The organism is Viridibacillus sp. FSL H8-0110, assembly GCF_038003565.1.
Classification (GTDB): Bacteria; Bacillota; Bacilli; order Bacillales_A; family Planococcaceae; genus Viridibacillus; species Viridibacillus arenosi.
Window position 1 is genome coordinate 3,336,573 of the sequence record NZ_JBBOPJ010000001.1, and the last position, 25,618, is coordinate 3,362,190.

Annotated in this window: 23 protein-coding genes; all 23 read right to left on the reverse strand. The window is 37.0% G+C overall.

The window, feature by feature from the left end; genetic code table 11:
- Nucleotides 1-675: 675 nt before the first annotated feature.
- The 23 genes from codY to smc all read right to left on the reverse strand — a co-directional run bounded on the left by codY (nt 676) and on the right by smc (nt 25,617).
- Nucleotides 676-1,455, reverse strand: a complete 780-nt coding sequence (gene codY, locus MHH98_RS16765; protein ID WP_038184082.1) for a GTP-sensing pleiotropic transcriptional regulator CodY — start codon at nt 1,453-1,455, stop codon at nt 676-678.
- An 88-nt stretch (nt 1,456-1,543) separates the two neighbouring features.
- Entirely contained in the window at nt 1,544-2,938 is a 1,395-nt protein-coding gene (hslU, locus tag MHH98_RS16770) for an ATP-dependent protease ATPase subunit HslU (protein WP_038184069.1), read from the reverse strand.
- 2 nt (nt 2,939-2,940) lie between these two features.
- Nucleotides 2,941-3,483: an ATP-dependent protease subunit HslV gene (gene hslV, locus MHH98_RS16775; protein WP_038184066.1), complete on the reverse strand. Its 543-nt coding sequence runs from the start codon at nt 3,481-3,483 to the stop codon at nt 2,941-2,943.
- Between the two features lie 20 nt (nt 3,484-3,503).
- Complete coding sequence (xerC, locus tag MHH98_RS16780; RefSeq protein ID WP_038184063.1) at nt 3,504-4,403, reverse strand: tyrosine recombinase XerC; 900 nt, start codon at nt 4,401-4,403, stop codon at nt 3,504-3,506.
- Nucleotides 4,404-4,750: 347 nt separating this feature from the next.
- Complete coding sequence (gene trmFO, locus MHH98_RS16785) at nt 4,751-6,064, reverse strand: FADH(2)-oxidizing methylenetetrahydrofolate--tRNA-(uracil(54)-C(5))-methyltransferase TrmFO (RefSeq protein WP_038184061.1); 1,314 nt, start codon at nt 6,062-6,064, stop codon at nt 4,751-4,753.
- A gap of 28 nt (nt 6,065-6,092) precedes the next feature.
- Complete coding sequence (topA, locus tag MHH98_RS16790) at nt 6,093-8,168, reverse strand: type I DNA topoisomerase (protein WP_038184057.1); 2,076 nt, start codon at nt 8,166-8,168, stop codon at nt 6,093-6,095.
- A 188-nt stretch (nt 8,169-8,356) separates the two neighbouring features.
- Entirely contained in the window at nt 8,357-9,247 is an 891-nt protein-coding gene (dprA, locus tag MHH98_RS16795) for a DNA-processing protein DprA (RefSeq protein WP_038184055.1), read from the reverse strand.
- A gap of 72 nt (nt 9,248-9,319) precedes the next feature.
- Nucleotides 9,320-10,222: a succinate--CoA ligase subunit alpha gene (gene sucD, locus MHH98_RS16800; protein WP_038184052.1), complete on the reverse strand. Its 903-nt coding sequence runs from the start codon at nt 10,220-10,222 to the stop codon at nt 9,320-9,322.
- A gap of 18 nt (nt 10,223-10,240) precedes the next feature.
- Entirely contained in the window at nt 10,241-11,401 is a 1,161-nt protein-coding gene (gene sucC / locus MHH98_RS16805) for an ADP-forming succinate--CoA ligase subunit beta (RefSeq protein ID WP_038184037.1), read from the reverse strand.
- Nucleotides 11,402-11,581: 180 nt separating this feature from the next.
- Nucleotides 11,582-11,872, reverse strand: coding sequence for an EscU/YscU/HrcU family type III secretion system export apparatus switch protein (locus MHH98_RS16810; protein ID WP_038184034.1), 291 nt, complete (start codon nt 11,870-11,872; stop codon nt 11,582-11,584).
- Nucleotides 11,869-14,001 (reverse strand): hypothetical protein, encoded by a 2,133-nt coding sequence (locus tag MHH98_RS16815; RefSeq protein ID WP_340713283.1) that lies wholly within the window; start codon nt 13,999-14,001, stop codon nt 11,869-11,871. Before MHH98_RS16815 ends, MHH98_RS16810 begins: the two co-directional genes overlap by 4 nt.
- 6 nt (nt 14,002-14,007) lie before the next feature.
- Nucleotides 14,008-14,781, reverse strand: coding sequence for a ribonuclease HII (locus MHH98_RS16820; protein ID WP_340713285.1), 774 nt, complete (start codon nt 14,779-14,781; stop codon nt 14,008-14,010).
- Nucleotides 14,782-14,879: 98 nt separating this feature from the next.
- Nucleotides 14,880-15,740: a ribosome biogenesis GTPase YlqF gene (gene ylqF, locus MHH98_RS16825; protein WP_038184024.1), complete on the reverse strand. Its 861-nt coding sequence runs from the start codon at nt 15,738-15,740 to the stop codon at nt 14,880-14,882.
- A gap of 18 nt (nt 15,741-15,758) precedes the next feature.
- Nucleotides 15,759-16,331 (reverse strand): signal peptidase I, encoded by a 573-nt coding sequence (gene lepB / locus MHH98_RS16830; RefSeq protein WP_038184020.1) that lies wholly within the window; start codon nt 16,329-16,331, stop codon nt 15,759-15,761.
- Between the two features lie 108 nt (nt 16,332-16,439).
- Nucleotides 16,440-16,784 carry a 50S ribosomal protein L19 gene (gene rplS, locus MHH98_RS16835; RefSeq protein WP_038184017.1) on the reverse strand — a complete coding sequence of 115 codons (345 nt, stop codon included), beginning with the start codon at nt 16,782-16,784 and terminating at the stop codon, nt 16,440-16,442.
- Nucleotides 16,785-16,909: 125 nt separating this feature from the next.
- On the reverse strand, nt 16,910-17,641 hold the full coding sequence (trmD, locus tag MHH98_RS16840; RefSeq protein ID WP_038184436.1) for a tRNA (guanosine(37)-N1)-methyltransferase TrmD: 732 nt from the start codon (nt 17,639-17,641) through the stop codon (nt 16,910-16,912).
- Nucleotides 17,641-18,156, reverse strand: a complete 516-nt coding sequence (gene rimM, locus MHH98_RS16845) for a ribosome maturation factor RimM (RefSeq protein ID WP_038184015.1) — start codon at nt 18,154-18,156, stop codon at nt 17,641-17,643. The genes trmD and rimM overlap by 1 nt, the downstream gene beginning before the upstream one ends.
- A 108-nt stretch (nt 18,157-18,264) precedes the next feature.
- Entirely contained in the window at nt 18,265-18,498 is a 234-nt protein-coding gene (locus MHH98_RS16850; RefSeq protein ID WP_038184012.1) for a KH domain-containing protein, read from the reverse strand.
- A 14-nt stretch (nt 18,499-18,512) separates the two neighbouring features.
- Entirely contained in the window at nt 18,513-18,785 is a 273-nt protein-coding gene (gene rpsP / locus MHH98_RS16855; RefSeq protein WP_038184010.1) for a 30S ribosomal protein S16, read from the reverse strand.
- A gap of 105 nt (nt 18,786-18,890) precedes the next feature.
- Nucleotides 18,891-20,246 (reverse strand): signal recognition particle protein, encoded by a 1,356-nt coding sequence (gene ffh / locus MHH98_RS16860; RefSeq protein ID WP_340713286.1) that lies wholly within the window; start codon nt 20,244-20,246, stop codon nt 18,891-18,893.
- Between the two features lie 12 nt (nt 20,247-20,258).
- Nucleotides 20,259-20,594, reverse strand: coding sequence for a putative DNA-binding protein (locus MHH98_RS16865; RefSeq protein WP_038184004.1), 336 nt, complete (start codon nt 20,592-20,594; stop codon nt 20,259-20,261).
- 167 nt (nt 20,595-20,761) lie between these two features.
- Nucleotides 20,762-22,036 (reverse strand): signal recognition particle-docking protein FtsY, encoded by a 1,275-nt coding sequence (ftsY, locus tag MHH98_RS16870; RefSeq protein ID WP_340711557.1) that lies wholly within the window; start codon nt 22,034-22,036, stop codon nt 20,762-20,764.
- 2 nt (nt 22,037-22,038) lie between these two features.
- A complete protein-coding gene (smc, locus tag MHH98_RS16875) occupies nt 22,039-25,617 on the reverse strand; it encodes a chromosome segregation protein SMC (protein ID WP_340709245.1) in 3,579 nt (1,192 codons plus the stop codon).
- Nucleotide 25,618: the final 1 nt, after the last annotated feature.

The following is a 25,618-nucleotide window of genomic DNA, read 5'->3' on the forward strand; positions in this document are numbered from 1 at the left end:
CAATTTTATTTTTACTATCTAATTGTATTAGAGATGTATCCTAGTGTCTATCCGTATTAGGTTCTTTTTGATAGGTACAAAAACCCATTTTTATCACTTTACTCCCCTTTTCTTTCAAAACTTCTAAACCCCTTATCCTATAAGGGGTAAAGGTATTATTCACTATAACAATAGTGTTAATAAACTTAATCCTTTATTTTATCCACTTCTTAAGCGGCTATTGAGTTTATAGGTATTTCTTAGCCATTCAATATTATTAGAAAGTTAAATCCTCCTAATAACACCAATTCGACACATATTCATTTGATATTTTTTGTACAATTTTCTAATAATTTAACTTGATATTACTATAACAGACTTCACATATAATAATAGTTCTTTACTAATTTATTCTAAAAATAACTACCTTTTCATTACTTTCCATCCTTTTTAAAAGGTAAAATGGTAACTATATATTATATAATCATTTCATACAAAAGAATTATGTTTTTTCAGCATATTCAATTGATTTTGTAAATCCACCATTTTAATCGACAATATTTTTGAATTCCCTTTGTCTTTTAATGATTTTTCAAATATAGATCAATAATTCGCTAGGTACAATTATTGATTTAGTGGTATAAAAAAACTATCCCAAAGTCTTCCATAGACTTTGGGATAGTTAGGTCGGAATTATTAGCGCATTTTGATTTCTGCTAATGCATTTAGGAATTTATCGTTTAATACTTTAATATACGTACCTTTCATACCTAGTGAGCGTGATTCAATTACACCAGCTGATTCTAGTTTACGTAAAGCATTAACGATAACTGAACGTGTAATACCTACTCGGTCAGCAATTTTAGAAGCGACTAGTAATCCTTCGCTGCCATCTAGTTCTTCGAAGATATGCTCAATAGCTTCTAATTCACTGTATGATAATGAGTTGATCGCCATTTGTACGACTGCTTTGCTACGAGCTTCCTCTTCTATTTCTTCAGCTTTTTCACGAAGAATTTCCATACCTACTACTGTTGCACCGTATTCAGCAAGGATTAAATCGTCATCCTCAAAAGTACCTGCTAGACGTGCTAAAATTAATGTTCCTAGGCGTTCGCCACCACCAATAATCGGTACAATTGTAGTTAGACCTGATTTGAAAAGCTCTTTGTTTTCAAACGGGAATGCACTATGTTCATCATGGACATCAAGATTAGGAGCAGTTTCAGAGAAATCATATAAATTTTGAGTATATTCTTCAGGGAAACGACGCTCTTCAAACATTTTATTAATGCGCTCGTTTTCAATTTGTTGAGTAATTGAAATACCTAATAATTTACCTTTACGACTTACAATGTATACGTTACTTTCGATGACTGTTCCTAATGTGTCAGCCATTTCTTTAAAGTTAACTGGTTTCCCAGCAGATGCTTGAAGCATTGAGTTAATTTTTCTTGTTTTAGCTAATAAATTCATTTTTATTTAGCCTCCTGTAATATTTTCTGCGTAGTTTATTTAATTTTCATAATTTTATAAATTTTCATATAACAACCTAGATTATAAACTATAAAATAAATTGAGACAAATCTTTGTTCTTAGCAATTTCTCCAAGTTTTTGATCTACGTATGACGGTGTAATATCGATGTGAGCTGGAGCGATATCTGCTGCTTCAAATGACAACTCTTCTAAAAGACGTTCCAAAATCGTATGCAGGCGGCGTGCCCCGATATTATCTGTTTCTTGGTTAACGAATGTTGCAATTTCCGCAATACGGTCAATCGCTTCTTCTGTAAACTCAATTTCAACACCTTCAGTATTTAGTAATGCCTTATACTGAAGAATTAACGAATGGTCTGGCTCTTTTAAAATACGTACGAAGTCTTCCTTCGTCAGCTTTTCTAATTCAACGCGAATTGGGAAGCGCCCTTGTAGCTCAGGGATTAAATCTGATGGCTTAGACATATGGAATGCACCTGCAGCAATGAATAGCATATAATCTGTTTTGACAGGACCATACTTCGTATTAACAGTCGAACCTTCAACAATTGGTAAAATATCACGTTGAACGCCTTCTCTTGATACATTAGCAGAACCAGAATTGCCATTCTTGTTTGCAATTTTGTCAATTTCATCGATAAAGATGATACCCGTTTGCTCAGCACGCGTAATTGCTTCTTGAGAAACCTCATCAGAGTCAATTAAATTATTAGCTTCTTCTATTATAAGTATACGTCTAGCATCTTTTACTTGTAGACGACGTTTCTTCTTTTGCTTTGGCATTAAGCTTGATAACATATCACCCATGTTACTACCACCCATATCCATACCCGCTCCAGGAAACCCACCAAACATAGATGGTGCTTGTTCCGTCACTTCTACAGATATCCACTCATCTTCAAGCTTACCTGCTTTTAAATCTTCTGCAATTTGCGAACGTTTTAAACGTATTTCTGTATCATCTGTAGTTGTTTCTTCTTCCTTCTCGGAATTTTGTCCGAAAAACATTTCGAAGGGATTTGAAGTTGATTGCTTTTTACGCATACTTGGTACAAGTAATTTCACAATTTGTTCATTAGCTAGTGTTTCAGCTTGGTCCTTCACTTCTTCATATTTTTCTTCTTTCACGAGTCGATTAGCTACTTCTACTAAGTCACGTACCATCGATTCCACATCACGACCTACATAACCCACTTCAGTAAATTTTGTCGCTTCTATTTTTATGAAAGGCGCTTTTGCTAAACGTGCGATACGTCTAGCAATCTCCGTTTTACCAACTCCAGTTGGTCCAATCATTAAGATGTTTTTAGGGATGACTTCATTTTTCATCTCTTCATCTAAAAGTTGACGACGATGACGATTACGAAGCGCAACAGCTACCGCGCGTTTAGCATCACGTTGTCCAACGATATAACGATCTAAATACTCGGTCATTTGTCTAGGCGTTTGTTGTTGTGTCATAGTTACAGTGCCTCCACGATAATATTATGGTTCGTAAATACACAAATATCTGCCGCAATTTCAAGCGATGCTTTTGCAATTTCTTCTGCCGATAATGTTTCACCAGAGTATTGCTTCAACGCTCGACCAGCTGATAAAGCATAGTTACCTCCCGAGCCAATTGCTAAGATGCCGTCATCAGGTTCAATGACTTCACCAGAACCAGAAACAAGTAGTAGTGTTTCACTATTCATCACAAGTAACATTGCTTCTAATTTTTGCAACATTTTATCTCCGCGCCACTGCTTAGCTACTTCGACTGAAGCACGTTGAAGGTTGCCATCAAACTCCATAAGTTTCCCTTCAAACATTTCAAACAATGTAAACGCGTCAGCAACAGAACCAGCAAACCCCGCTAATACTTTACCGTTATAAAGACGACGCACTTTCTTAGCTGTGTGTTTCATCACGACTGCATTACCAAGTGTCACCTGTCCGTCACCTGCCATCGCGCTCTGCCCTTTATGTTGTACTGCAAAAATTGTGGTTGCATGCATTTCAACCATAATAACCCTCCTCCCAATTGTTACGCTCTTGGATGAGCATTCATATATGTGTTTCTTAGATGTTCTTTTGTCACATGCGTATAAACTTGCGTAGAAGATAAATTTGCGTGTCCGAGTAATTCTTGCACGGTACGTAAATCTGCTCCATTGTTTAATAAATGCGTGGCAAAGGTGTGTCTTAACATATGAGGATAAATATTAGAATGTAATTCTGCATTTTTCATCATATCATTTAATATATAACGAATACCTCTTGCGGTAAGGGCTCCACCTCGCATATTGACAAATAGTTGAGGGTTTTGAAGGCCTTTCATAAGTTTAGGACGTGAATTTGCTAGGTATTGTTGCAATGCCTCCGAAGCAAAATGTCCAAATGGTACATAACGTTCTTTTCTCCCTTTTCCCATCACACGTAAAATGCATATCGAAAAATCAACATCTTTCATTTCAATAGATGTCAATTCACTAACCCGAATACCTGTAGCATACAACAATTCAAGAATGGCTGTATCTCGTAACGACTTCGGATCTTCCCCTTCGTTTGCCTGAAACAATCTGGCAAGCTCTTCTTCATAAAAAAAGCGCGGTAATCTATCTTCTTTTTTCGGATGATAAAGGGCTTGAAAGCCGGCATCATCCAATCCATATTCTTTATTCAAAAAACGAAAAAAAGAACGGATTGAGGAAATCTTCCTTGAGATAGTTGTTCTCGCTTTTTTTTCTTCGTACAATTTTGTTACGTAAAGTCGTGCGTGAATATATTCAACATCAGCTAAATCTACTACGCCTTCTACTTTTAAGAAAGATAAAAATTCATGTAAATCAGATTGATATTCTCGCACTGTTAATGGTGAAAAATTTTTTTCTAATTGAATGTAAATAACAAATTGCTCAAGTGCTTGTTCAGATCGTATGTTCATTTGAACACCTCGTTAATAAAAGTTCCAAATTTAACCATCTAACTCTAAGCATTTTTATAAAGCAAAAACGAGTACTAATCTAGAGCTAATGTTAATCCTAGTTGTTTAAGGCACATATGAGTATAACACACTCATGTGAATTGTTCGACACTTCAGTTCATAAGTCAAAATAAAGTTTTTAAAGAAAAGTTTATTCATGTCTTTTAGATAACTTTGTTACACTTAAATGTATTATTCTAACTATCGAATTACCACTATTTGTATCTTATTTTCAATTATGAGAAATTATCTTCATTTATAAACAAAAAAGCCTCTAAAATTGTAACAATTTTAAAGGCTTAAAACAATTAGATATTTGTTGTATTTTTAAAATTTTGAATAGCAGCCAATGCGCGCTCTGCGTGTTTTTCTCCGCGTTCTTGCTTCGATTTAATTTTTTCACCCAGTTTAGGGAATAAACCAAAGTTCACATTCATTGGTTGGAAGTGTTTTGAATCCGCTTCTGTTATATAACGCGCCATACTTCCTAAAGCCGTTTCTGCTGGGAAGATTAACAAGTCTTTCTCCATTGCAAGATGTGCAGCATTAATACCTGCAATTAGACCACTACCTGCTGACTCAACATAACCCTCTACACCTGTCATTTGGCCGGCAAAGAAAATGTTTGGACGACTTTTTAGTTGATAAGTTGGTGCTAATGCTTTAGGAGAATTGATAAAAGTATTTCGATGCATAACACCATAACGAACGATTTCCACATTTTCCAAACCAGGAATCATACTAAATACTTCTTTTTGTGCTCCCCATTTTAAATGTGTTTGGAAACCTACTAAGTTATAAAGCGTACCTGCAGCGTCATCTTGGCGTAGTTGTACAACTGCATGGGGACGTTTACCTGTTCTAGGATCTTCTAAGCCTACTGGTTTCATAGGACCAAATAGCATAGTTTTCGGACCGCGTGCAGCCATTACTTCAATCGGCATACAACCTTCAAAGTACTTTTCTTTTTCAAACTCTTTTAATGGTGCAACTTCAGCGTTAATTAAGGCTTCTTGGAAACGGTTGAATTCCTCTTCAGTCATTGGGCAATTTAAGTATGCTGCTTCACCTTTATCATAACGAGATTTTAAATATACTTTATCCATATCAATGCTGTCTTTTTCTATTATCGGCGCAGCTGCATCATAGAAATAAAGATATTCTTCTCCTGTTAAAGCTTGAATTTGTTCTGCTAATGCTTTTGAAGTTAATGGACCTGTAGCAATAACTGTTATACCCTCTTCAGGAATTTCAGTTACTTCTTCATTAATTACTTCAATAAGTGGATGATTTTTGACTTTTTCTGTTACATAGCCAGCGAATTCGTGGCGATCTACCGCTAGCGCTCCACCGGCAGGAACTGAACTACGATCTGCTGCTTCTATAATAACCGAATCTAACATACGCATTTCTTCTTTAATAACGCCAACAGCATTTGTTAAGTTATTGGCACGTAGTGAGTTACTACATACTAATTCTGCAAATTTATCTGTGTGGTGAGCAGGCGTTTGTTTTACTGGACGCATTTCATATAAACGAACTTGAATGCCTCTTTTCGCAATTTGCCAAGCTGCTTCACTACCTGCTAGTCCTGCACCGATTACATTTACGATTGTTGTCATGCTAATATATACCTCTTTCTTTTACTCATCATTGTGATGCTGTTTCTTTATAGTCACATTTCGTACACTGAATTTGCACGCCTTTTTTCAGTTTCTTCTCAACTAATAATTCACTACATTTTGGACATGGTCTGTTAATTGGTTTATCCCATGATACAAACTCACAGTCAGGATAACGATTACAACCATAGAAAATGCGTTTTGTTTTACTCTTACGTTCTACTATTTCGCCCTCTTTACATGTTGGGCATGTTACGCCGATTGCTTTAACAATTGCTTTAGTATTACGACAATCAGGGAAGTTGCTACATGCCATGAATTTACCATAGCGACCAAGTTTGAATACCATTGGTGAACCACAATGTTCGCAATCTTCACCAGCAGGTTCATCTTTAATTTCAACTTTTTCCATTGCCACTTCAGCGTGTTGTACATGTTTTTCAAAATCTTGATAGAACTCATCGATGATACTCACCCATTTTGTATTACCTTCTTCAATACTATCTAAATCGTGCTCCATTTTTGCAGTGAACTCGATATTAATAATATCTGGGAAAAATTCTAAAACTAATGAGTGAACAATTTCACCTAATTCTGTAGGTACAAAACGTTTATTATCTAATGTGACATACCCACGCTTCTGAATTGTATCTAATGTTGGAGCGTAAGTTGACGGTCGACCTATCCCTATTTCTTCCATCGTTTTAACAAGTCGCGCCTCTGAGAAGCGAGGTGGCGGCTGTGTGAAATGTTGTTTTGGTTCAATATTCAAGGATTTTACAATGTCGCCTTTTTCCATTGGTGGCAATAGCTTATCCTTTTCTTCTTTTTGGTCATCTGACCCTTCAATATAAAGCTTCATGAAACCTGGGAATTTCACTTGAGAACCTGTAGCTCTAAAGAATACATCACCATTTTGTAAGTCTGCTGTTACTGTATCTAATACAGCTGATGCCATTTGGCTCGCTATAAAGCGTTCCCAGATTAGACGATAAAGACGAAGTTGGTCTCTAGATAAAACAGCTTTTAACTGATCAGGAGTACGCAACGTGCTTGTTGGACGAATTGCTTCATGTGCATCTTGCGCCTTTTCAGATTTTTTTGCTTGTTGATCAAGGGGCGTTGTATATTCGTTACCGTATGTTGATTGCACGTATTCAAATGCTTCTTTTTTCGCCGTTTCAGATATACGTGTCGAATCGGTACGCATATACGTAATTAAACCAACCGTGCCTTCTTTTCCAACATCTATACCTTCGTATAATTGCTGTGCAAGCATCATTGTTTTTTTCGCCCGGAAGTTTAATTTACGAGCGGCTTCTTGTTGTAGGGATGATGTTGTAAAAGATGGAGCCGCATTACGCTTACGCTCACGTTTAACTACTTTTGCAACTTCAAAATCTTCGCCCTTCATTAGCTTCAAGACATCTTTTACTTGTGCTTCATTAGACAATTTGATTTTCTCTTTACTATTTCCATAATAAATAGCATCAAATTGCTTGTTACCTTTTTCAAAGTTACCTTCGATTGTCCAATATTCTTCAGGCTGGAAGTTTTTAATTTCGTTTTCACGGTCGATAATCATACGTAGTGCAACTGATTGCACTCGACCAGCAGATAAACCTTTTTTGACTTTCTTCCATAGAAGAGGACTAATGTTATACCCTACAAGACGGTCTAGAATACGACGTGCTTGTTGAGCATCAACTAAATCCATATCAATAGGACGTGGATGCTTAAATGACTCTTTAATAGCATCTTTCGTGATTTCGTTAAATAATACACGACAGTCCGATTTTATATCAATGTTAAGAGCTGTTGCTAAATGCCAAGCAATTGCTTCTCCTTCACGATCTGGATCGGCCGCGAGATAGATTTTCTTGGCTTTTTTAGCTGCGGATTTTAAATCTTGTAAAACAGGACCTTTACCACGAATGGTAATGTATCTTGGTTCAAAATTATTTTCCGTATCAATTCCCATTGTACTTCTAGGTAAATCACGTACGTGACCAATTGATGCTTTTACTTTATATTTTTTCCCTAAATATCGCTCGATTGTTTTTGCTTTTGCGGGCGATTCTACTATTACTAAATAATCCGACATGTGAGTTCCCCCTTATAGAGGTGATGTTTCATTTTCTTTAGTTTCACTTGTTAAAATTGAATAAGTGCATGAAAATATTGTTAAAAACCTTACCATTCAACTATAACTTTTTTTCTTAGCGTTTACAAAAGAATACCTGTTGCAAAATGTATAACAGAAAAGAAATTTTTGCAAGTTATATTTCATCGTCAAATAAAATATCTTTCTAATTCTTCTATTATTTGATAACCATTCCAGACTGGTGTAGCACCTTCTGCGAGCAATTTATGAGGTCCTAATGAAAGTTTTGATGTGATATCTCCAGGTACAATGAAAATTTCTTTCCCGTGCTCTAAGGCGTGGTCCATTGTACTGGAAGTACCGCTTTTTTCAGCGGCTTCAGTGACTAGTATTGCCTTTGATATACCGCTAATAATACGATTCCGCATTGGAAAATACCATCGTTTCGGCTCGATATATGGCGGATATTCTGTCATTAATAAATGATCTTTGCTAATTATTTCGGCTAATTTCTTATTTTCTTTCGGATATAGGTGAAATAATCCATGTCCAAGAATTGCGATTGTTTTACCTCCGTTTGCAATTGCACTTTCATGCGCCATTCGATCAGCTCCCTTTGCTAGGCCGCTGATGATGATATAATCATTTTCTACCAATGCCGGCATAATATACTGTAATGCATTTTCTGTATAGGCTGTCGCCTTTCTAGAACCAACTATAGCAATCTTACGTTTGTTTACTAGTAAATCTACTTTACCTTTTACATATAGACATACAGGAGGATCATATAATTCGAATAACTCTTTAGGGAATAAGGGATGAAAGAACGGAATAGGGGTAATCAACTTTTGTTCATAAGCTTGGAGTAAGGGGGTTTCCATTGCTTCTATATAAGCAACTCTTAATCTAGTAGCTTTTTCATAGGAGAGATTTAATAATTGCGCAATTTTTTGTGTGGACATTTGTTCAAATTTTACAAGTTCTACATCCTCTTTAAACAAAGGCGCTAACCTGTTTAGAGGCACGGGAAATACATAATGCAATGCTAAGAGTCTCTGCGTCAATTGTACTTCATTCATCTTTGCCCTCCATTCATATAACTACTTAAAAGGTGTAGCAATGTCTAATATGACTTTGCTACACCTTCTATATTAATGGGTTTTACATTTTTCGTATAAACCTTGTTCTTTAATAACTTTAATAAATGTTTCACCAATAACAGATGGCGTTTCTGCTACTTGGATTCCAGCTGCATTCATTGCTTTAATTTTATCTGCAGCTGTTCCTTTACCACCAGAAATAATGGCACCAGCATGGCCCATACGTTTCCCAGGAGGAGCAGTTTGTCCACCAATAAAGCCTACAACAGGTTTTGTCATATTTGCTTTAATCCACTCAGCTGCTTCTTCTTCTGCTGTACCGCCAATCTCGCCAATCATTACGACACCATAAGTTTCAGGATCCTCATTAAATTCTTTTAAAACATCAATGAAGTTTGTACCATTAACTGGGTCTCCCCCAATCCCAACAGCAGTCGTTTGACCAATACCCTCTTGAGAAAGTTGATGAACAGCTTCATAAGTTAATGTACCAGAGCGTGAAACAACTCCTACATGGCCTTTTTTATGGATATAACCTGGCATAATACCAATTTTACATTCATCTGCAGTAATAACACCTGGACAGTTCGGACCAATTAGACGTGTTTTCTTACCTTCCATATAACGTTTCACTTTAACCATATCTAATACCGGGATATGCTCAGTAATACAAATAACTAAATCTAAATCAGCATCTACAGCTTCTAATATCGCGTCTGCCGCAAATGGTGCTGGTACGTAGATGACAGAAACATTACAACCTGTTGCTTCAACAGCGTCAACCACCGTGTTAAAAACCGGTACGCCTTCTACAGTTGTACCACCTTTACCAGGTGTAACTCCTGCTACAACTTTTGTACCATATTCTAGCATTTGCTTTGTATGGAATAGAGCCGTTGACCCTGTAATCCCTTGTACAAGCACTTTAGTTTCTTTATTAATATAAACGCTCATTTCAAGTCCCCGCCCTTCTTAGCCTACAAGTTCTACAATTTTTCTTGCACCATCAGCCATTGAATCTGCTGTAACGATATTAATACCCGATTCATTTAACAACGCTTTACCAAGTTCAACATTCGTACCTTCCAAGCGAACAACTAATGGTACATTTAAGCCAACCTCTTTGGCCGCAGTAATAACACCTTCTGCGATAATATCACATTTCATGATACCCCCGAAAATGTTAACGAATATACCTTTTACACTTGCATCAGAAAGAATGATTTTGAAGGCTTCTGTTACTTTTTCAGCAGTTGCACCGCCCCCAACGTCCAGGAAGTTTGCGGGTGATCCGCCATAATAACTAATGGTGTCCATTGTAGCCATAGCAAGTCCAGCACCATTGACCATACAACCAATGCTACCGTCTAATGAAATATAGCTTAAATCATATTTTGAAGCTTCAATTTCCTTTGGATCTTCTTCTTCGAAATCTCGTAATTCAACAACATCTTTATGACGATATAAAGCGTTTCCATCGAAGTTGAATTTTGCATCTAACGCCACTACGTTACCATCACCAGTCACAACAAGTGGGTTGATTTCTAAAATAGAAGCATCTTTTTCAGTAAATGCTTTATAAATTCCAAGCATAAGTGATGCAGCTTTATTTATTAATTTGTCTGGAATATTCATATTAAACGCAAGACGACGTGCTTGGAAACCTGTTAGTCCGATAGCTGGATCAACTACTTCTTTGAAAATTTTCTCAGGGGTTGCTTCAGCAACCTCTTCAATGTCCATCCCGCCTTCTTCAGACCCCATCAAAGTAATTCTAGAAGTTGCACGATCTACTACAAATCCCAAATAGTACTCTTTTTTAATATCAGAGCCTTCTTCTATGTAGAGGCGCTTGACTTCTTTACCTTCTGGACCAGTTTGGTGAGTGACCAGGATTTTCCCTAATAATTCTTTCGAATACGAACGTACCTCGTCCAAATTTTTGGCAATTTTAACGCCACCTGCTTTACCACGTCCACCTGCATGGATTTGAGCCTTAACAACGACTACACTTGTACTTAATTCTTTCGCTACTTTTACAGCTTCCTCTGGTGAAAATGCTACTCGGCCATTTGGAACTGATACCCCGTACTGTCTTAGAATTTCTTTCCCTTGGTACTCATGGATATTCATCTAACTTCCTCCCATCAAAATCCCATAGAGTTTAACTATTACATAACCATTGTATATAATCTGATTCACTATGTCTACATTCTTGTTATTTCGACTTTCACCTTTAGTTATCCGCAAATTCGCTCGAAATATACATATATCAATGTTTTGACCGCGACTTATATCGACTTTTTTCGACCATTATTTTGAATTTTCATAATTTTTATCTAAACGGTAAATAAACGCAAATACTTCAGCAACTGCTTGGTATAGTTCCTCTGGAATCGACTCATTTAAGTCCAGTTGCCCTAATAATTGGACGAGGGATGGGTCTTCTTGAATTGGGATATTATTATCTTTTGCTTGTTCTAAAATATTTTCCGCTATTTTCCCTTTACCTTTCGCAATCACTTTAGGAGCTTCAAACCCACCTGGGTTAAAGGAAAGGGCAACAGCTTCTTTCCGTTCAAGTTGTTGTTTTTCTACTGTCATATGCGAAAATCGACTCCCCCGTTGACATCCTTTGAAGTTTTTGCATTTAATGTCGTTTTCACTGGTTGATTTTCTGCGAATTTTTTCATAAAGACCCCTGATAATTGATAATCATGTGATGATAATCCTTTTTTTAATGCTGTTTTAAGCGGCTCTGCTAATTCTTTCAACTGATCATTCTCATTGTAAACAGTTACTGTGACGACGCGACTCTGTACCTGCATATCAACTACTGTTTCTTGAAGTAAATTCAATTGCAAATAAAATAAAATTCTCGCATAGTCTGCGTCAATTTTACCATTGTCCTTCATACGACCATTCCACTGCAATGTGGCATCTGTTTTTCGTCCAAAAAACTCTAATGGAATTTGCATAATCAGTTGATGTTGAGGTCCGTTTTCTCCTGATAAGTATTGCATACCATTCATACGAGCAACGATTTGCTCGGCCACTGCTTTTGTAGCATTTGAAGCAGTAGGCTCTTGTAACAATGATAATAACTGTGGTTTCAATTGCCCTGCAAGTTGCTGCATATCTGCTGTTTTATCTAATAATTTTGCTTCATAGCTTAATCCTAGGTGATGCAAAGTCTGTTTCATAGCAGACTCTAAAGCTTTACTATCAATTGCATTATGAACACTCTGCTCAGCTTGCGATACAAGTTGCTGAATGAAGGGTTCCCCAGACTTACTTGTGATTTGTGTCAACACTCTAAATGTCATATCATCAGTCGTTGAATTAGACACATTCATTAATGTTATTAAATGTTGTTTAGCTGTTATATTTTGTTCATCAGTTTTGAAAGGTTGTTGTTCTGCTATTCGGCTAAATGCTTGCATTAGCTGACCTTGTAATTCCTTGACCAAAACTTGAATTGATTGAGGGGTATTGTTTGCCAGTGAAAATTTCCCAAGGGTATTAATAAGAATTTCTTTCTGTGAAGCTGATAATAAACTTTGTGATTCAATGGATACCTTTAGCTGGGTGATGAAGTCTGGCATATCTTTTTGACTAACAGACTGAATACTTTGCAGTAATTGCGTCGTAGAAGGTGCTGTAATGCTCATTTGTCTCATTTTCCCTAACTGTCCCTGCAGTTCCTTCACAAGCGTTGACAACGCTTGTTGTGATGATTGAGCAGCATTGAATTTCATCAAGTTCTGCTGTAGCTCTGCTCTTTGAGAATCTGTAAAATCGGCATTATTTGTAATTGCCATTTGTAATTGGGAGATAAGTTGCGTAGCTTCCTTTGGTGTTGCCGTTTGAATTTGTTGTAATAAATGTCCAATTGAGTTGGAATGTGATACAGATGGTCCTTGCAATGCAGTTGTCGACCAATTAAAAATATTAGCGTTTTTTGGTAAGATACCTACCTCTTTGAGCATTTGGATTAGAATATTCTTATCAGTAGACGATGTATTTGCGTCTGTTAAAGATTGAATAATTTTCGCTAAAATTGCACCACCTGTTTCTGTTTCAAACGGTTTAGCTAGCAATTGTAATTGTTGTAATAGTTGGTCGCGTATAGCTGGTGATAAGGATGTATCCTGTTGCAATAGTTGTCGTAAAGCATCAATTGTTTGTGTAAAACCTTGTTTCATCCCACCTTGAATGAGTGCTTGGAACGTGTCTTGTTGCATAGGCATTTTCAAGTCAATTATTTTTTGCAAAGCATGTAAGGCATCCTTCATCGTAACACCAGCAGGTAATTGTTTTACCAACTGTTCTGCTTGCGTTAACTGTTCTTTGGACATCGGCACGTTTTCCTTTAAGAAATAGGCTGCAATTTGTTGCATTTCTGATGTCTTCGGAAGATGCATAGAATCTAATAATTGATTAATTTGTTGTGTTATTGTTCCTGTTTGATTAATAGGACCCGATACGACTTTAAGTTGTAAGTCTGGCTCTATGCCTGTTACTTGAAAATAGTGTGCATTACCAGCTTGCATTGGCACTTCTAACTTTGCCATAAAACGATGGCCACCTAGCTGCACCTCTGCTTGGTTGTCAGGAAAAAGCTGTTTAATCGTACCGTGAAATACTTGGCCTTGTTTTAAAGCCACTGGTTGTTGTGTGTTTAAACTTTGATTTTGTTGCATTTGTATGGACGAAAACGAAGTATAAGCCAATACTCTTCACCCTTTCTTAAGAATCATTGATTTAATTGGTTCAAATGTTGTTCTATGAATGTCTGTAGGTCCAAATTCACGTAAAGCCTCTAAATGTTGTTTTGTACCGTAACCTGCGTGTTGTGCAAAACCGTATTGAGGGTATTTTTCATCCATTTCTTCCATATAGTGATCCCGCGCTGTTTTCGCCAATATTGAAGCTGCTGCAATTGCTAAGCTTTTGGCATCACCTTTAATGATGGAATCTTGTGGAATATCGATTGGTAAAGTCATTGCATCCGCTAAAACAAAATCAGGTTTCACTTGTAGTGTTTCTATTGAAGCCTTCATTGACTGCTTTGTCGCTTCGTAAATATTGAGATTGTCAATTACTTCTTCAGGCTGAAAATGAATAGATGTTGCGATAGCACATTCCATAATTTTAGAGAAAAATGCTTCTCTTGTTTCTTTTGATAATTGTTTGGAGTCATTTAACCCAACAAGCTCCGGACAATCCTTAGGTAAAATAACTGCTGCTGTAACAACAGGACCTGCTAACGGGCCTCTCCCTGCTTCATCTGTACCTGCAATACTTGCAGTAGGGTGTGGCCGATAAGCATTGTCGAATTCCAGTTTCGCCTGATGCTCGGCTAATAGTTTGTCTAGCTTCGTTTTTTTTCTAAGCCATTGTTGCCATGCTTTTTGTACGCCCAAGCGTTCATCTGCTTCTATCTCCACCATCCAAGATTGGTATTGTTGCTCATTATTTAATGCTTCTTTAATGTCTTTTATCGTTTTCAAAACTAGAACTCCCTTTTGTATCTATTTATACTATCGGCACTATTTCTAAAAAATCTAGAAAAAAACCTTTTTCACCAAAAGGTAAAAAAGGTTAGTTTTTATTCTTCGATTATGTCTTCTACAAAGTCGAATGTCAGCTTACCTAATTGCTGGTTACGAATATCTCGTACAATTAGTTCAGCAACTTGGTCATAGTCAATTTCACCGCCAGTTGCGTATACTCTACGCAATTGACCGATATGATTATAAGTCTCTACAAGATCTTCACTGACTTCTGAAAATTTATATCGCTCTTCCATTCGACCTTTATAATGCTTACTCAAAAAGTTTAATCCATATATAGCTAAGTCATCCATATTTGTAATGGTATCTTTGATAGCACCTGTTAAGGCAAGTTTATACCCTACTTCTTGGTCTTCAAATTTCGGCCATAGAATTCCCGGTGTATCTAATAGTTCAAGCTCTTTACCAAATTTAATCCACTGTTGTGATTTTGTTACACCAGGTGTATTTCCTGTTTTAGCAATATTCTTTTTAGCAAGTCGATTAATCAATGTCGACTTGCCTACGTTTGGTATACCTACAATCATTGCACGAATTGCGCGAGGTTTCATACCTTTTGAGCGCATACGATCCCATTTCTCTGCTAGTAATTCTTGTGCGGCTTTAGTTACTTTATTAAGTCCCTTACCATCTAATGAATTAATAGCCACAGCCCTGTGCCCTTTTGATTCAAAATAATCTATCCATTTACGTGTTTGAACTTCATCAGCCATATCCGCTTTGTTCAAAATAAGTAAACGTGTTTTTTGATGAATTACTTCATCTAACATTGGATTTCTTGAAGATAATGGCAAGCGTGCATCAATCAATTCAAAAATAATATCAACCAATTTCAGTTGTTCGGTTACTTGTCGACGAGCCTTCGCCATATGTCCCGGAAACCATTGAATGGTCATGTGTTTCACTCCTATTCGTTATTTCACGGTACCAATTTGATCAAAAGGCCAAAAAACAATACTTGTTTTACCGATAATTTCATCTACTGATACAATCCCAATGTGACGACTATCTTTACTATAACGACGATTATCTCCCATTACAAAAACATAACCATCCGGAATTTTATCTAGTTGTTCCATATCCGGGATATCCACAAGTGTAAAATCTTCAGTTAATGTACCTTCATCCGTAATTTCATCTTTATATTGTTGTAAATAAGGCTCAGCAATTGCTTTGCCATTGATATAAAGCTGATCATTTTTATATTCTACCTGATCTCCTGGTAAACCAATAATACGTTTAATATAATCTTTCTTTTCCGGTGCATGGAATACAACTATATCAAAACGGTGCAAGTCACCAATTTTATAGCCAATCTTATTTACAATCATGCGGTCGCCATTTTCAAGGGTTGGCATCATAGACTCGCCATCTACTACAATCGGCGTAAATAAAAAATAACGAATAATTGCAGCTAATGCAAAAGCAATGACTAATGCCTTTGTCCATTCCCATAACTCATTTTTCTCTTTTTTTGTTTTTTCCATTTCGATGTCCCCCTTGACTATTCTGTTCTTATTGTACAAGGATTTATCATTTCAAGCAAAAAGAAAGAGAGCTTGTAAAACAAGCTCTCTCTTCGGCAAAAAAATGTATTATCGAATTTCTTTAATACGAGCCGCTTTACCACGTAAGTTACGTAGGTAGTATAATTTAGCGCGACGTACTTTACCGCGACGTACTACTTGTAAGTTAGCGATTTTTGGAGTGTTAACTGGGAACGTACGCTCAACACCTACGCCGTAAGAAATTTTACGAACTGTGAAAGTTTCGCTAATACCGCCACCACGACGTTTAATAACTACTCCTTCGTATACTTGGATACGTTCGCGAGTTCCTTCGACTACTTTAACGTCGATTTTTACAGTATCTCCAGCGCGGAACGCAGGAATGTCTGTGCGAAGTTGTTCTTTAGTGATTTCTGTAATGATGTTTGACATTATTTTCTCTCCTTAGACAGATGTTCTTGTAACTCCTCTTGATGATACAGCGGAACACCGTAATTCGGCATTTCTCATAGAAATGCATTTTTAATATTATCACATGATATGATAATATGCAATAATTATTTACCCGATTTTAATATATCCAAGTAGTTTTGTTGCTTTGGATTTAACTCCATTTTTTCAAGCAGATCCGGACGTCTCTCAAACGTTCTTTTTATAGATTGTTGCTCACGCCATTCGTCAATTTTTGCATGATTACCAGAAAGTAAAACATCTGGCACTCTCATACCACGGAATTCAGCAGGACGAGTGTAATGTGGGTGTTCTAGTAAACCAGTTGAAAAAGAATCTAATACAGGTGAATCATTATTGCCTAAAACCCCAGGCAACAGGCGAACGACACTATCAATCACCGTCATTGCCCCCAACTCACCACCCGTTAAGACATAATCCCCAATAGAAATTTCATCCGTTACAAGATGCTGACGAATACGCTCATCATAACCTTCATAATGACCACAAAGGAAGATTAAGTCTTCCTCTTGCGCTAATTCCTCTGCTTTAGCCTGTGTATAGCGTTCTCCTTGTGGACACATCAAAATGATACGCGGCTTTTTTCCTTCGCTTACAAGCGCTTCTACGGCGTTAAAAAGGGGTTCTGGCTTTAATACCATACCAGCTCCTCCACCGTACGGATAATCATCCACTTGGTTGTGTTTATTAATTGAAAATTCACGAAAATCTGTTACACCTAACGTAACAGCTCCTTTTTCTTGAGCCTTTTTTAAAATAGAAGAACCAAATACGCCTTCAAACATATTCGGGAATAGCGATAGTACGTGGATATTCATCATGATAATAAACCATCCATCACATGAATAATGATCTTCTTCTCGTCAACGTCGATTTCTTTAATGACGTCGTCTATTACTGGAATATATTGATCTTTACCATTAACACCTTTTAGAGTCCAGACATCATTAGCACCGGTTTCGAAAATTTCTTTCACTTGTCCAATTTCTGTACCCTCTTCATCAAAAACAGTACAGCCAATAATTTCATGGTAATAGTATTCATCATCAGCTAATTCACTTAGTTGCTTTTCTGATACTTTTAAAATACCGTCACGGAAGTCTTCTACATCATTAATATTTGGATATCCTTCAAACGTTAGTAGAATGAAGTTTTTATGAGCACGGGCTGATGCGATTGTTAGTCGCAATGGTTTTTTAGAATCTTTCTTAAACAGTGCAATTTGTTCTCCCACTACATAGCGTTCTTCAGGGAAGTCCGTTTGTGAGATGACACGCACCTCACCTCTTATACCATGTGTATTAACGATTTTACCTACGTTATACCATTCCATCTAAATCACCTCTTAATAAATATGTGAACATCCTCAATACATTATTAGAGGACTAATTGATTTTAATCGTAACAAAAAAGGAAGGAACTAAAGCTCCCTCCTTTTTGACTAATCTAGAATATCGACATACGTCTTCTTCTTATGATGACTGCCCGCTGCTGAATAAACAATTGTACGCATCGCTTTTGCAACACGGCCCTGTTTACCAATTACTTTGCCCATATCACTAGGGTGAACAGATAGTTTATATACAATCCGATTCGGACTCTCCTCGGTTATAATACGAACTTCTTCTGGATAATCGACTAAAGGTTTAACGATTGTTTCAATCAGCTGCTTCATGCTGTCACCTCCGATTATTTACTGATTTTTGAGTTATGGAATTTTTCCATAATGCCTTGTGATGAGAACAAGTTGCGTACTGTATCAGATGGTTTTGCACCATTTGCTAACCATGCTAATGCTTTTTCTTCATCAATCTTAACTTCTTCTGGAGTAGTTAAAGGATTGAATGTACCAATTGTTTCAATTGAGCGGCCGTCGCGTGGTGCGCGAGCGTCTGCTACTACAATACGATAGAAAGGAGCTTTTTTTGCCCCGATACGTTTTAAGCGAATTTTTACTGCCATTTTTAATTGCACCTCCGAATAGTTTCACACAAGATAGTATAATAGCAAGCTTTGGATTGTTTGTAAAGTGTTTTTTCTTAACACACTAAATTTTAGATTAAAAAGTTATTTAAACAGTGAATCCAAACCAGGAAGTTTCATTTTTTTCTTCCCTTTTTGCGTCATACCCGTCATTTGCTTCATCATTTTCTTCATATCTTCAAATTGTTTTAAAAGTCGGTTTATTTCTTGAACAGAGCAACCTGAACCTTTTGCAATTCGTTTTTTACGACTTGAGTTGATAATCTCAGGGTTCGTTTTTTCAGTTGGCGTCATCGAGAGAATAATCGCCTCTATATGCCCAATTTGTTTATCATCGATTTTCGCATTTTCTAAGCCTTTAATTTTATTGGCACCTGGAAGCATTTTTAAAATTTCATCCAAAGGTCCCATTTTTTTTACTTGGCTCATTTGATCTAAGAAATCATCGAAAGTAAAGCTCTGTGTTCTGAACTTTTCTTCCATTTCTCTTGCTTTTTCTTCGTCAACGTTTGCTTGAGCTTTCTCGATTAAGGACATCATGTCGCCCATACCAAGAATACGTGAAGCCATACGTTCTGGATGGAATGGCTCTAAAGCATCCATTTTCTCACCCATACCGACAAATTTAATTGGTTTTTCTGTAACAGAGCGGATTGATAAAGCCGCACCACCACGTGTATCCCCATCTAACTTCGTTAGAACTACACCCGTAATACCTACTGCTTCATTGAAGCTATTAGCTACATTTACAGCATCTTGACCTGTCATAGAATCGACAACTAAGAAGACTTCATCTGGTTCTCTTAATGCACGAATATCTTTCAATTCTTGCATTAAGTTTTCATCAATATGAAGACGACCTGCAGTATCGATTAATACAACATCATGATGCTCTTCCTTTGCATGTTCTAGCGCTTGGCGAACAATATCCACAGGAGATACTTCCGTACCAAGAGCAAATACCGGCAAAGATAGCTGATCACCTAATGTTTGCAATTGCTTAATGGCTGCTGGACGGTAGACATCCGCCGCCACAAGCAATGGTTTACGATTGTACTTTTTGCGTAAAACATTAGCAAGTTTACCAGTAGTTGTTGTTTTACCGGCACCTTGTAAACCTACCATTAAAATAACAGTTGGTGGTTTTTGAGAGAATTTAATAGGGCTTTGTTCGCCACCCATTAATTCTGTCAGTTCGTCTTTTACGATTTTAATAACTTGTTGACCGGGTGTTAGACTTTTCATGACGTCTTGACCGATTGCTCGTTCACTAACGCGCTTAATAAAAGATTTTACAACTTTTAAGTTTACGTCCGCTTCAATTAAGGCAAAACGGACTTCACGCATCATTTCTTTAACGTCTTGTTCCGTCACTTTCCCTTTGCCTTTAATCTTCGAAATCGTGCCTTGGAGTCGCTCCGCTAATCCTTCAAATGCCATGCATGCCGCCTCCTAATCCCATTGCTTTAACTGCTCAATAAGTTCTAGCCACACAGTTTGCGAGGCACTATTGTCAGTAGTTTTTTTCGATAGCTCTGCAATTATTTGTTGTCTGTTTTGAAATTTCTCGAATAATCGAAGTTTGTCTTCATATTCTTCAAGCATCGCTTCTGTTCTACGAATATTATCGTAAACTGCTTGACGCGATACTTCATAAGCTTCAGCAATTTCACCAAGAGAATGGTCATCTAAATAATAAAGTTGCATATAGCTACGTTGTTTATCAGTCAACAATGCTTGATAAAAGTCGAAGAGAAAGTTCATGCGTGTCGTTTTTTCAAGAAGCATAAGAAATCTCTCCCCTGTTTTACACATTCTTTTAGTATCATAAGGAATAATCCGATTTCTGTCAAGTAAATATACTTGTCTAAATACATTTTAGTCCTCATATAAACCCAAATCTACAAAGCTGAAAAATGCATAGCCAAAAAGCTATGCATCCTTCTTCTATCTATTTATTGCTCGTTTAATTCCTCTTCTTTTGCTAGCTGTTGATCAAGTGCATCAGCAAATAAGCCATACACATAGCGTTCTGTATCAAATGGTTGTAAATCATCCATTTTCTCACCCAAGCCAACAAACTTTACTGGAATATGCAATTTGTTACGAATAGCAAGTACAATACCACCTTTTGCAGTACCGTCTAGTTTTGTTAATACAATACCTGTCACGTTTGTTGCTTCTTTAAATGTCTGTGCCTGCACTAGTGCATTTTGTCCAGTAGTTGCATCTAAAGCTAATAAAACTTCATGCGGAGCATTCGGTATTTCCCGGGAAATTACACGGTGTACCTTTTCTAATTCATTCATTAAGTTAACTTTATTTTGCAGACGTCCCGCTGTATCACAAATAAGTACATCTGCTCCACGATTTTTGGCTGCACGAATGGCATCATACATTACTGCAGCAGGATCAGATCCTTCTGCTTGCTTAATAACTTCCACACCAACACGGTCTCCCCAAACTTGAAGTTGATCAATCGCACCTGCACGGAATGTATCACCTGCTGCAAGTATTACTGATTTCCCTTCTTGTTTTAGACGATGCGCCAATTTCCCAATTGTTGTTGTTTTACCAACACCGTTCACACCAACAAAAAGAATAACTGTTAACTCATCATCTTGTATATTTAACTCAATTGACTCTTCATCACTTGATTCGTAAATTTCAACAAGCTTTTCTGAAATAATTGATTGGATACCGCTCGTATCTTTAATATTTTGACGTTGAACTTCAAAGCGTAATTTATCCATTAGCTCCATTACAGTCTCAAAACCAACGTCCGCTTGTAGTAATAAGTCTTCAAGTTCTTCAAAGAAATCTTCATCTACTGTACGGTAACGAGCTACTAAATCATTCACTTTTGATGTAAATGAATCACGTGTTTTCTCTAAGCCCGCTTTGAATTTTTCTGTAATCGAAAATGCTGAGAAGCCCCATTTTGATTTTTTCTCTTCTTGGGGTTCTTCCACTTTTACAACTTCTGTTGTTGATTCTTCAACGACGATTACTTCATTAGTTTGTGATTCTCCTTCTTGAGGAGCTTGATCAGATGCAATAGATTCTCGCTCAATTTCCGGAGTAACTACAGTTGGGACAGCTACTTCTCGGTCTGGAGGGACTACCACATCGTCAAACGGTTTTTCAACGCTTGTCTCTACCGATTGTACATCAAGTTCTTCAGGCTTCGCGCCCATTAGTTTTTCTTTCATACGCTTTAAAAAGCTCATTGTTATTCGCTCCTTTGTCCTACAAGAACCGGTTCTTCTTGTTCTAATTTCACAGATACTAGTTTCGATACACCTGATTCTTGCATCGTAATACCGTACAATACATCCGCACCTTCCATCGTACCTTTGCGATGCGTGATAACGATGAATTGTGTTTCTTGGCTAAACTTTTTCAAATACTGACTATAGCGAGTAACATTCGATTCATCAAGTGCAGCTTCTACTTCATCTAGTATACAGAACGGTACAGGACGCGTTTTTAAAATAGAAAACAGTAGTGCAATTGCCGTTAAAGCACGTTCTCCACCTGATAGTAAGCTTAAACTTTGCAACTTTTTCCCTGGTGGTTGAGCGACAATTTCAATTCCTGTTTCGAGTATATCGTCAGGCTTAACTAGCTGTAAATCTGCATGACCGCCACCAAATAATTCACGGAAAACAACTTGGAAGTGTTCACGGATTTTCAAGAATGTTTCGTTAAAGCGTGTTGACATTTCTTCATCCATTTCACGAATCGCTTCATGCAATGTTTCTTTCGCTTCCATGAGATCTGATCTTTGATCTGTTAAAAAAGTATGTCGTTCTGAAACGGTTTCGAATTCTTCTATTGCATTTAAGTTTACGGGACCTAGTTCTATAATAGATTGCTTTAATAATTTTACTTTTCTTCTTGATATCTCAACATCTATATCTTCATTTACTTCCCGTATGGCTTCGTCTAAAGAAAGCTCATAATCTTCAGCAAGTTGGTCTAATAAAGCTTGCTTAGAAAACTCCAGTTGAGAAAGTTTTACATCATAATTACGCAAGCCATCTAATAAGCCTTTATGCACTCGTTGTAATTCCTTCAGTTCCACTTCACAGCTATCCAAAGTAACTTGTAGCTGAGTTCTTTCTTCCTTACTTGTAGCAATGGTCGATATTAAATCAGTTTTTTTCAACTGCCAAGTAGTAATATTTGCTGTTATTTCTTCATCAGACGGTCCATTTTGACTTTCGTCATTCGTCAACCATTTGATTTCTTGACTAATATTATTGACTTCCAACTTCGCCTTGTCATATTGCACGGTTACTTCCTCAGAAGCTTGTTTTAGTTGCGTTACTTGTTCTTGTAGTACGGCAAGCTCTGAGCGCTTTTCTGCATACTGTTCTTTCAATGCATCTTGAGCTGTTTCACTTTGTACTTTAAGAATATTTAATTGTTCTATTGTCGTATTTATCTCAGCAAGCTCTTCCGTTAATTCTTTCAAACGCTTTTTAGCAGAAATTTGACTTTCTTGTAAATTTGAAGAGCGATCGGTAGCATCTTCTTTTTCAGTAGCTACTAAAGTAACACGTAATGCAAGTCGTTTTGTCGTTGCTTCTAATTCACGGTAATGTCCACTCAGTTCAAATTCTTCATCACGTAACACTTCACCTTGCTTACGTAAGTCCTCTAGAAGAACCGTTTTAACAGATACAAAGTTTTTTTGCTCTGCAACAACTTTTTCAGCTTGTTCTATTTTTGTTTGCATTTGCACAAGCTGACCAGTTAAGTCTTCCAGTTCTGCTTTACGAGTAAATAACGATGTTTGTTGTTTTGTAGAACCACCTGTAAGTGAACCGCCGGCATTTACTATGTCACCATCTAACGTTACTACGCGATAACGATAATTGCATGATTTGGCTATTTGTGTTGCACTCTGTAAATCTTTTGCAACTAATACATTACCCAATAAATTTTCTGCAATCGTTTTGAATGTTGGGTCAAATGTTGCTAGCTCATCTGCAGTATTAATAAACGACGGATGAGTTGCAGCCGCTCCAAGTGCATCACGTGATATTTTTCGAGATTTCATAACATTTTTCGGTAAAAACGTTGCACGACCTGCTCGTTTTTCTTTTAGCCATGCAATAGCTTTTTGAGCATCCTGTTGAGTTTCAGTCACAATATGTTGAGAAGCTGCGCCTAATGCTGTTTCAAGTGCTTTTGTATATTCTCCACTAACTTGAATTAACTCTGCAACAGCGCCGTGAATACCAGAGAGTTTTTTATTTTCTCTAGCCACTAAAATTTCTTTTACACCATGGAAAAAGCCTGAGAAGTCCGCTTCAAGTTCCGCTAAAGTTTCTTTCCGAGACTTTAACTGTTGTAAATGTTGATAGCCTTTAAAAAGCATATCTTGTTTGCTTTCAAATTGTTTTGTCGCACTCGCTAGCTCCAATTGACAAGCTGAATAAGCAGCCAATTTTTCTTCTAGCTGTTGCTTCACATCGTTTAATTTACTTTCAACAACCTGCTGTTCTTTCGTCAACTGAGTTAATTCCTCTGCCATTTCTGACGATTGGTTAGTGATTTTGAACGAAGCTTGTTCTTGTTGTTCTAGCTGTTGTGTTATATTTTTGTATTCATTTTTAACTGTTGCTTCTTCATTGAGGCGATCAATATATGTGTTTTTCCAGTTTTCGATATCTTTTTCAATGTCCGTTGATGAACGATTTAAGTTATCTTCTAGCTGTTTCACACTTTTTTTCAATGATTGAAACGTTTTTTGTCTTATTGTTAATTGTTCTTGTTTGTCTACTTGTTGTACGTGCCACTCTCGCTCAGCGATTTGGGCTTTTTCAAGTGATTGCTGTAATTTTTCTAGTTGCGCACTGGCATTATGACGTTTTTCAGCCATTAATACTTTACGACCTTCCCATCGCTCTACTTCTGAACTTGCTTCCACAAGCTGATGTTGCGATAGGTCTAGTAAATTATCTAGTTTAGTAATTTGTTTTCGAATAGAAGCCACTTGTGACTCTTTATTCTCCATATTGTGTATATGTTCTTGCTCAGTCACCGTAAATTGCTTTTTATCACGCATAATTGTTTCAAGTGTTTGTTGCAACACACGTAAATCATGAACGATAACCGCTATATCAATGTCCTTTAATTCTTTGGACATCTTTAAATAATCCGCAGCAGCTGACGCTTGTATTTTCAAAGGCTCGATACGATTGTCTAATTCGTGCAATATATCAAGGACTCGATGCAAATTATCCTCTGTTTCAAATAATTTATGCTCGGCTTTTTTCTTACGTTGCTTATATTTCAATACACCGGCAGCCTCTTCGAAAATAGAGCGTCTATCATCCGGACGACTGTTTAAAATTTCATCTACTCGACCTTGTGAAATAATCGAGAAAGCTTCTTTTCCTAGACCAGAGTCTAAGAACAAATCCGTTATATCTTTTAATCTACATTGTTGTTTATTTAATAGATATTCGCTATCGCCCGAGCGGTATACTCGACGAGTGACACTTACTTCGTTATACGGGATTGGTAATCGTTCATCCTCGTTGTCTAATATCAATGATACTTCTGCAAAGTTAAGCGGTTTGCGCGAGTCACTTCCAGCAAAAATGACATCTTCCATTTTTGCACCACGAAGAGACTTTGCGGATTGTTCTCCGAGTACCCATCGAATTGCATCCGTTACGTTACTTTTTCCACTGCCATTTGGTCCAACGACAGCAGTAACTCCCGGTACAAAGTCAATTCCAATACGATCGGCGAAAGATTTAAAACCAATCACTTCAAGCCGTTTAAGAAACAAA

Bases quoted from the DNA above. Each gene is read 5' to 3' on its own strand.
- codY (WP_038184082.1), bottom strand. From the start codon at position 1,455: ATGAATTTATTAGCTAAAACAAGAAAAATTAACTCAATGCTTCAAGCA.
- hslU (WP_038184069.1), bottom strand. From the start codon at position 2,938: ATGACACAACAACAAACGCCTAGACAAATGACCGAGTATTTAGATCGT.
- hslV (WP_038184066.1), bottom strand. From the start codon at position 3,483: ATGGTTGAAATGCATGCAACCACAATTTTTGCAGTACAACATAAAGGG.
- xerC (WP_038184063.1), bottom strand. From the start codon at position 4,403: ATGAACATACGATCTGAACAAGCACTTGAGCAATTTGTTATTTACATT.
- trmFO (WP_038184061.1), bottom strand. From the start codon at position 6,064: ATGACAACAATCGTAAATGTAATCGGTGCAGGACTAGCAGGTAGTGAA.
- topA (WP_038184057.1), bottom strand. From the start codon at position 8,168: ATGTCGGATTATTTAGTAATAGTAGAATCGCCCGCAAAAGCAAAAACA.
- dprA (WP_038184055.1), bottom strand. From the start codon at position 9,247: ATGAATGAAGTACAATTGACGCAGAGACTCTTAGCATTGCATTATGTA.
- sucD (WP_038184052.1), bottom strand. From the start codon at position 10,222: ATGAGCGTTTATATTAATAAAGAAACTAAAGTGCTTGTACAAGGGATT.
- sucC (WP_038184037.1), bottom strand. From the start codon at position 11,401: ATGAATATCCATGAGTACCAAGGGAAAGAAATTCTAAGACAGTACGGG.
- MHH98_RS16810 (WP_038184034.1), bottom strand. From the start codon at position 11,872: ATGACAGTAGAAAAACAACAACTTGAACGGAAAGAAGCTGTTGCCCTT.
- ylqF (WP_038184024.1), bottom strand. From the start codon at position 15,740: ATGACCATTCAATGGTTTCCGGGACATATGGCGAAGGCTCGTCGACAA.
- lepB (WP_038184020.1), bottom strand. From the start codon at position 16,331: ATGGAAAAAACAAAAAAAGAGAAAAATGAGTTATGGGAATGGACAAAG.
- rplS (WP_038184017.1), bottom strand. From the start codon at position 16,784: ATGTCAAACATCATTACAGAAATCACTAAAGAACAACTTCGCACAGAC.
- trmD (WP_038184436.1), bottom strand. From the start codon at position 17,641: ATGAATATCCACGTACTATCGCTATTCCCGAATATGTTTGAAGGCGTA.
- rimM (WP_038184015.1), bottom strand. From the start codon at position 18,156: ATGGAATGGTATAACGTAGGTAAAATCGTTAATACACATGGTATAAGA.
- MHH98_RS16850 (WP_038184012.1), bottom strand. From the start codon at position 18,498: ATGAAGCAGCTGATTGAAACAATCGTTAAACCTTTAGTCGATTATCCA.
- rpsP (WP_038184010.1), bottom strand. From the start codon at position 18,785: ATGGCAGTAAAAATTCGCTTAAAACGTATCGGGGCAAAAAAAGCTCCT.
- ffh (WP_340713286.1), bottom strand. From the start codon at position 20,246: ATGGCATTTGAAGGATTAGCGGAGCGACTCCAAGGCACGATTTCGAAG.
- MHH98_RS16865 (WP_038184004.1), bottom strand. From the start codon at position 20,594: ATGCTTCTTGAAAAAACGACACGCATGAACTTTCTCTTCGACTTTTAT.
- ftsY (WP_340711557.1), bottom strand. From the start codon at position 22,036: ATGAGCTTTTTAAAGCGTATGAAAGAAAAACTAATGGGCGCGAAGCCT.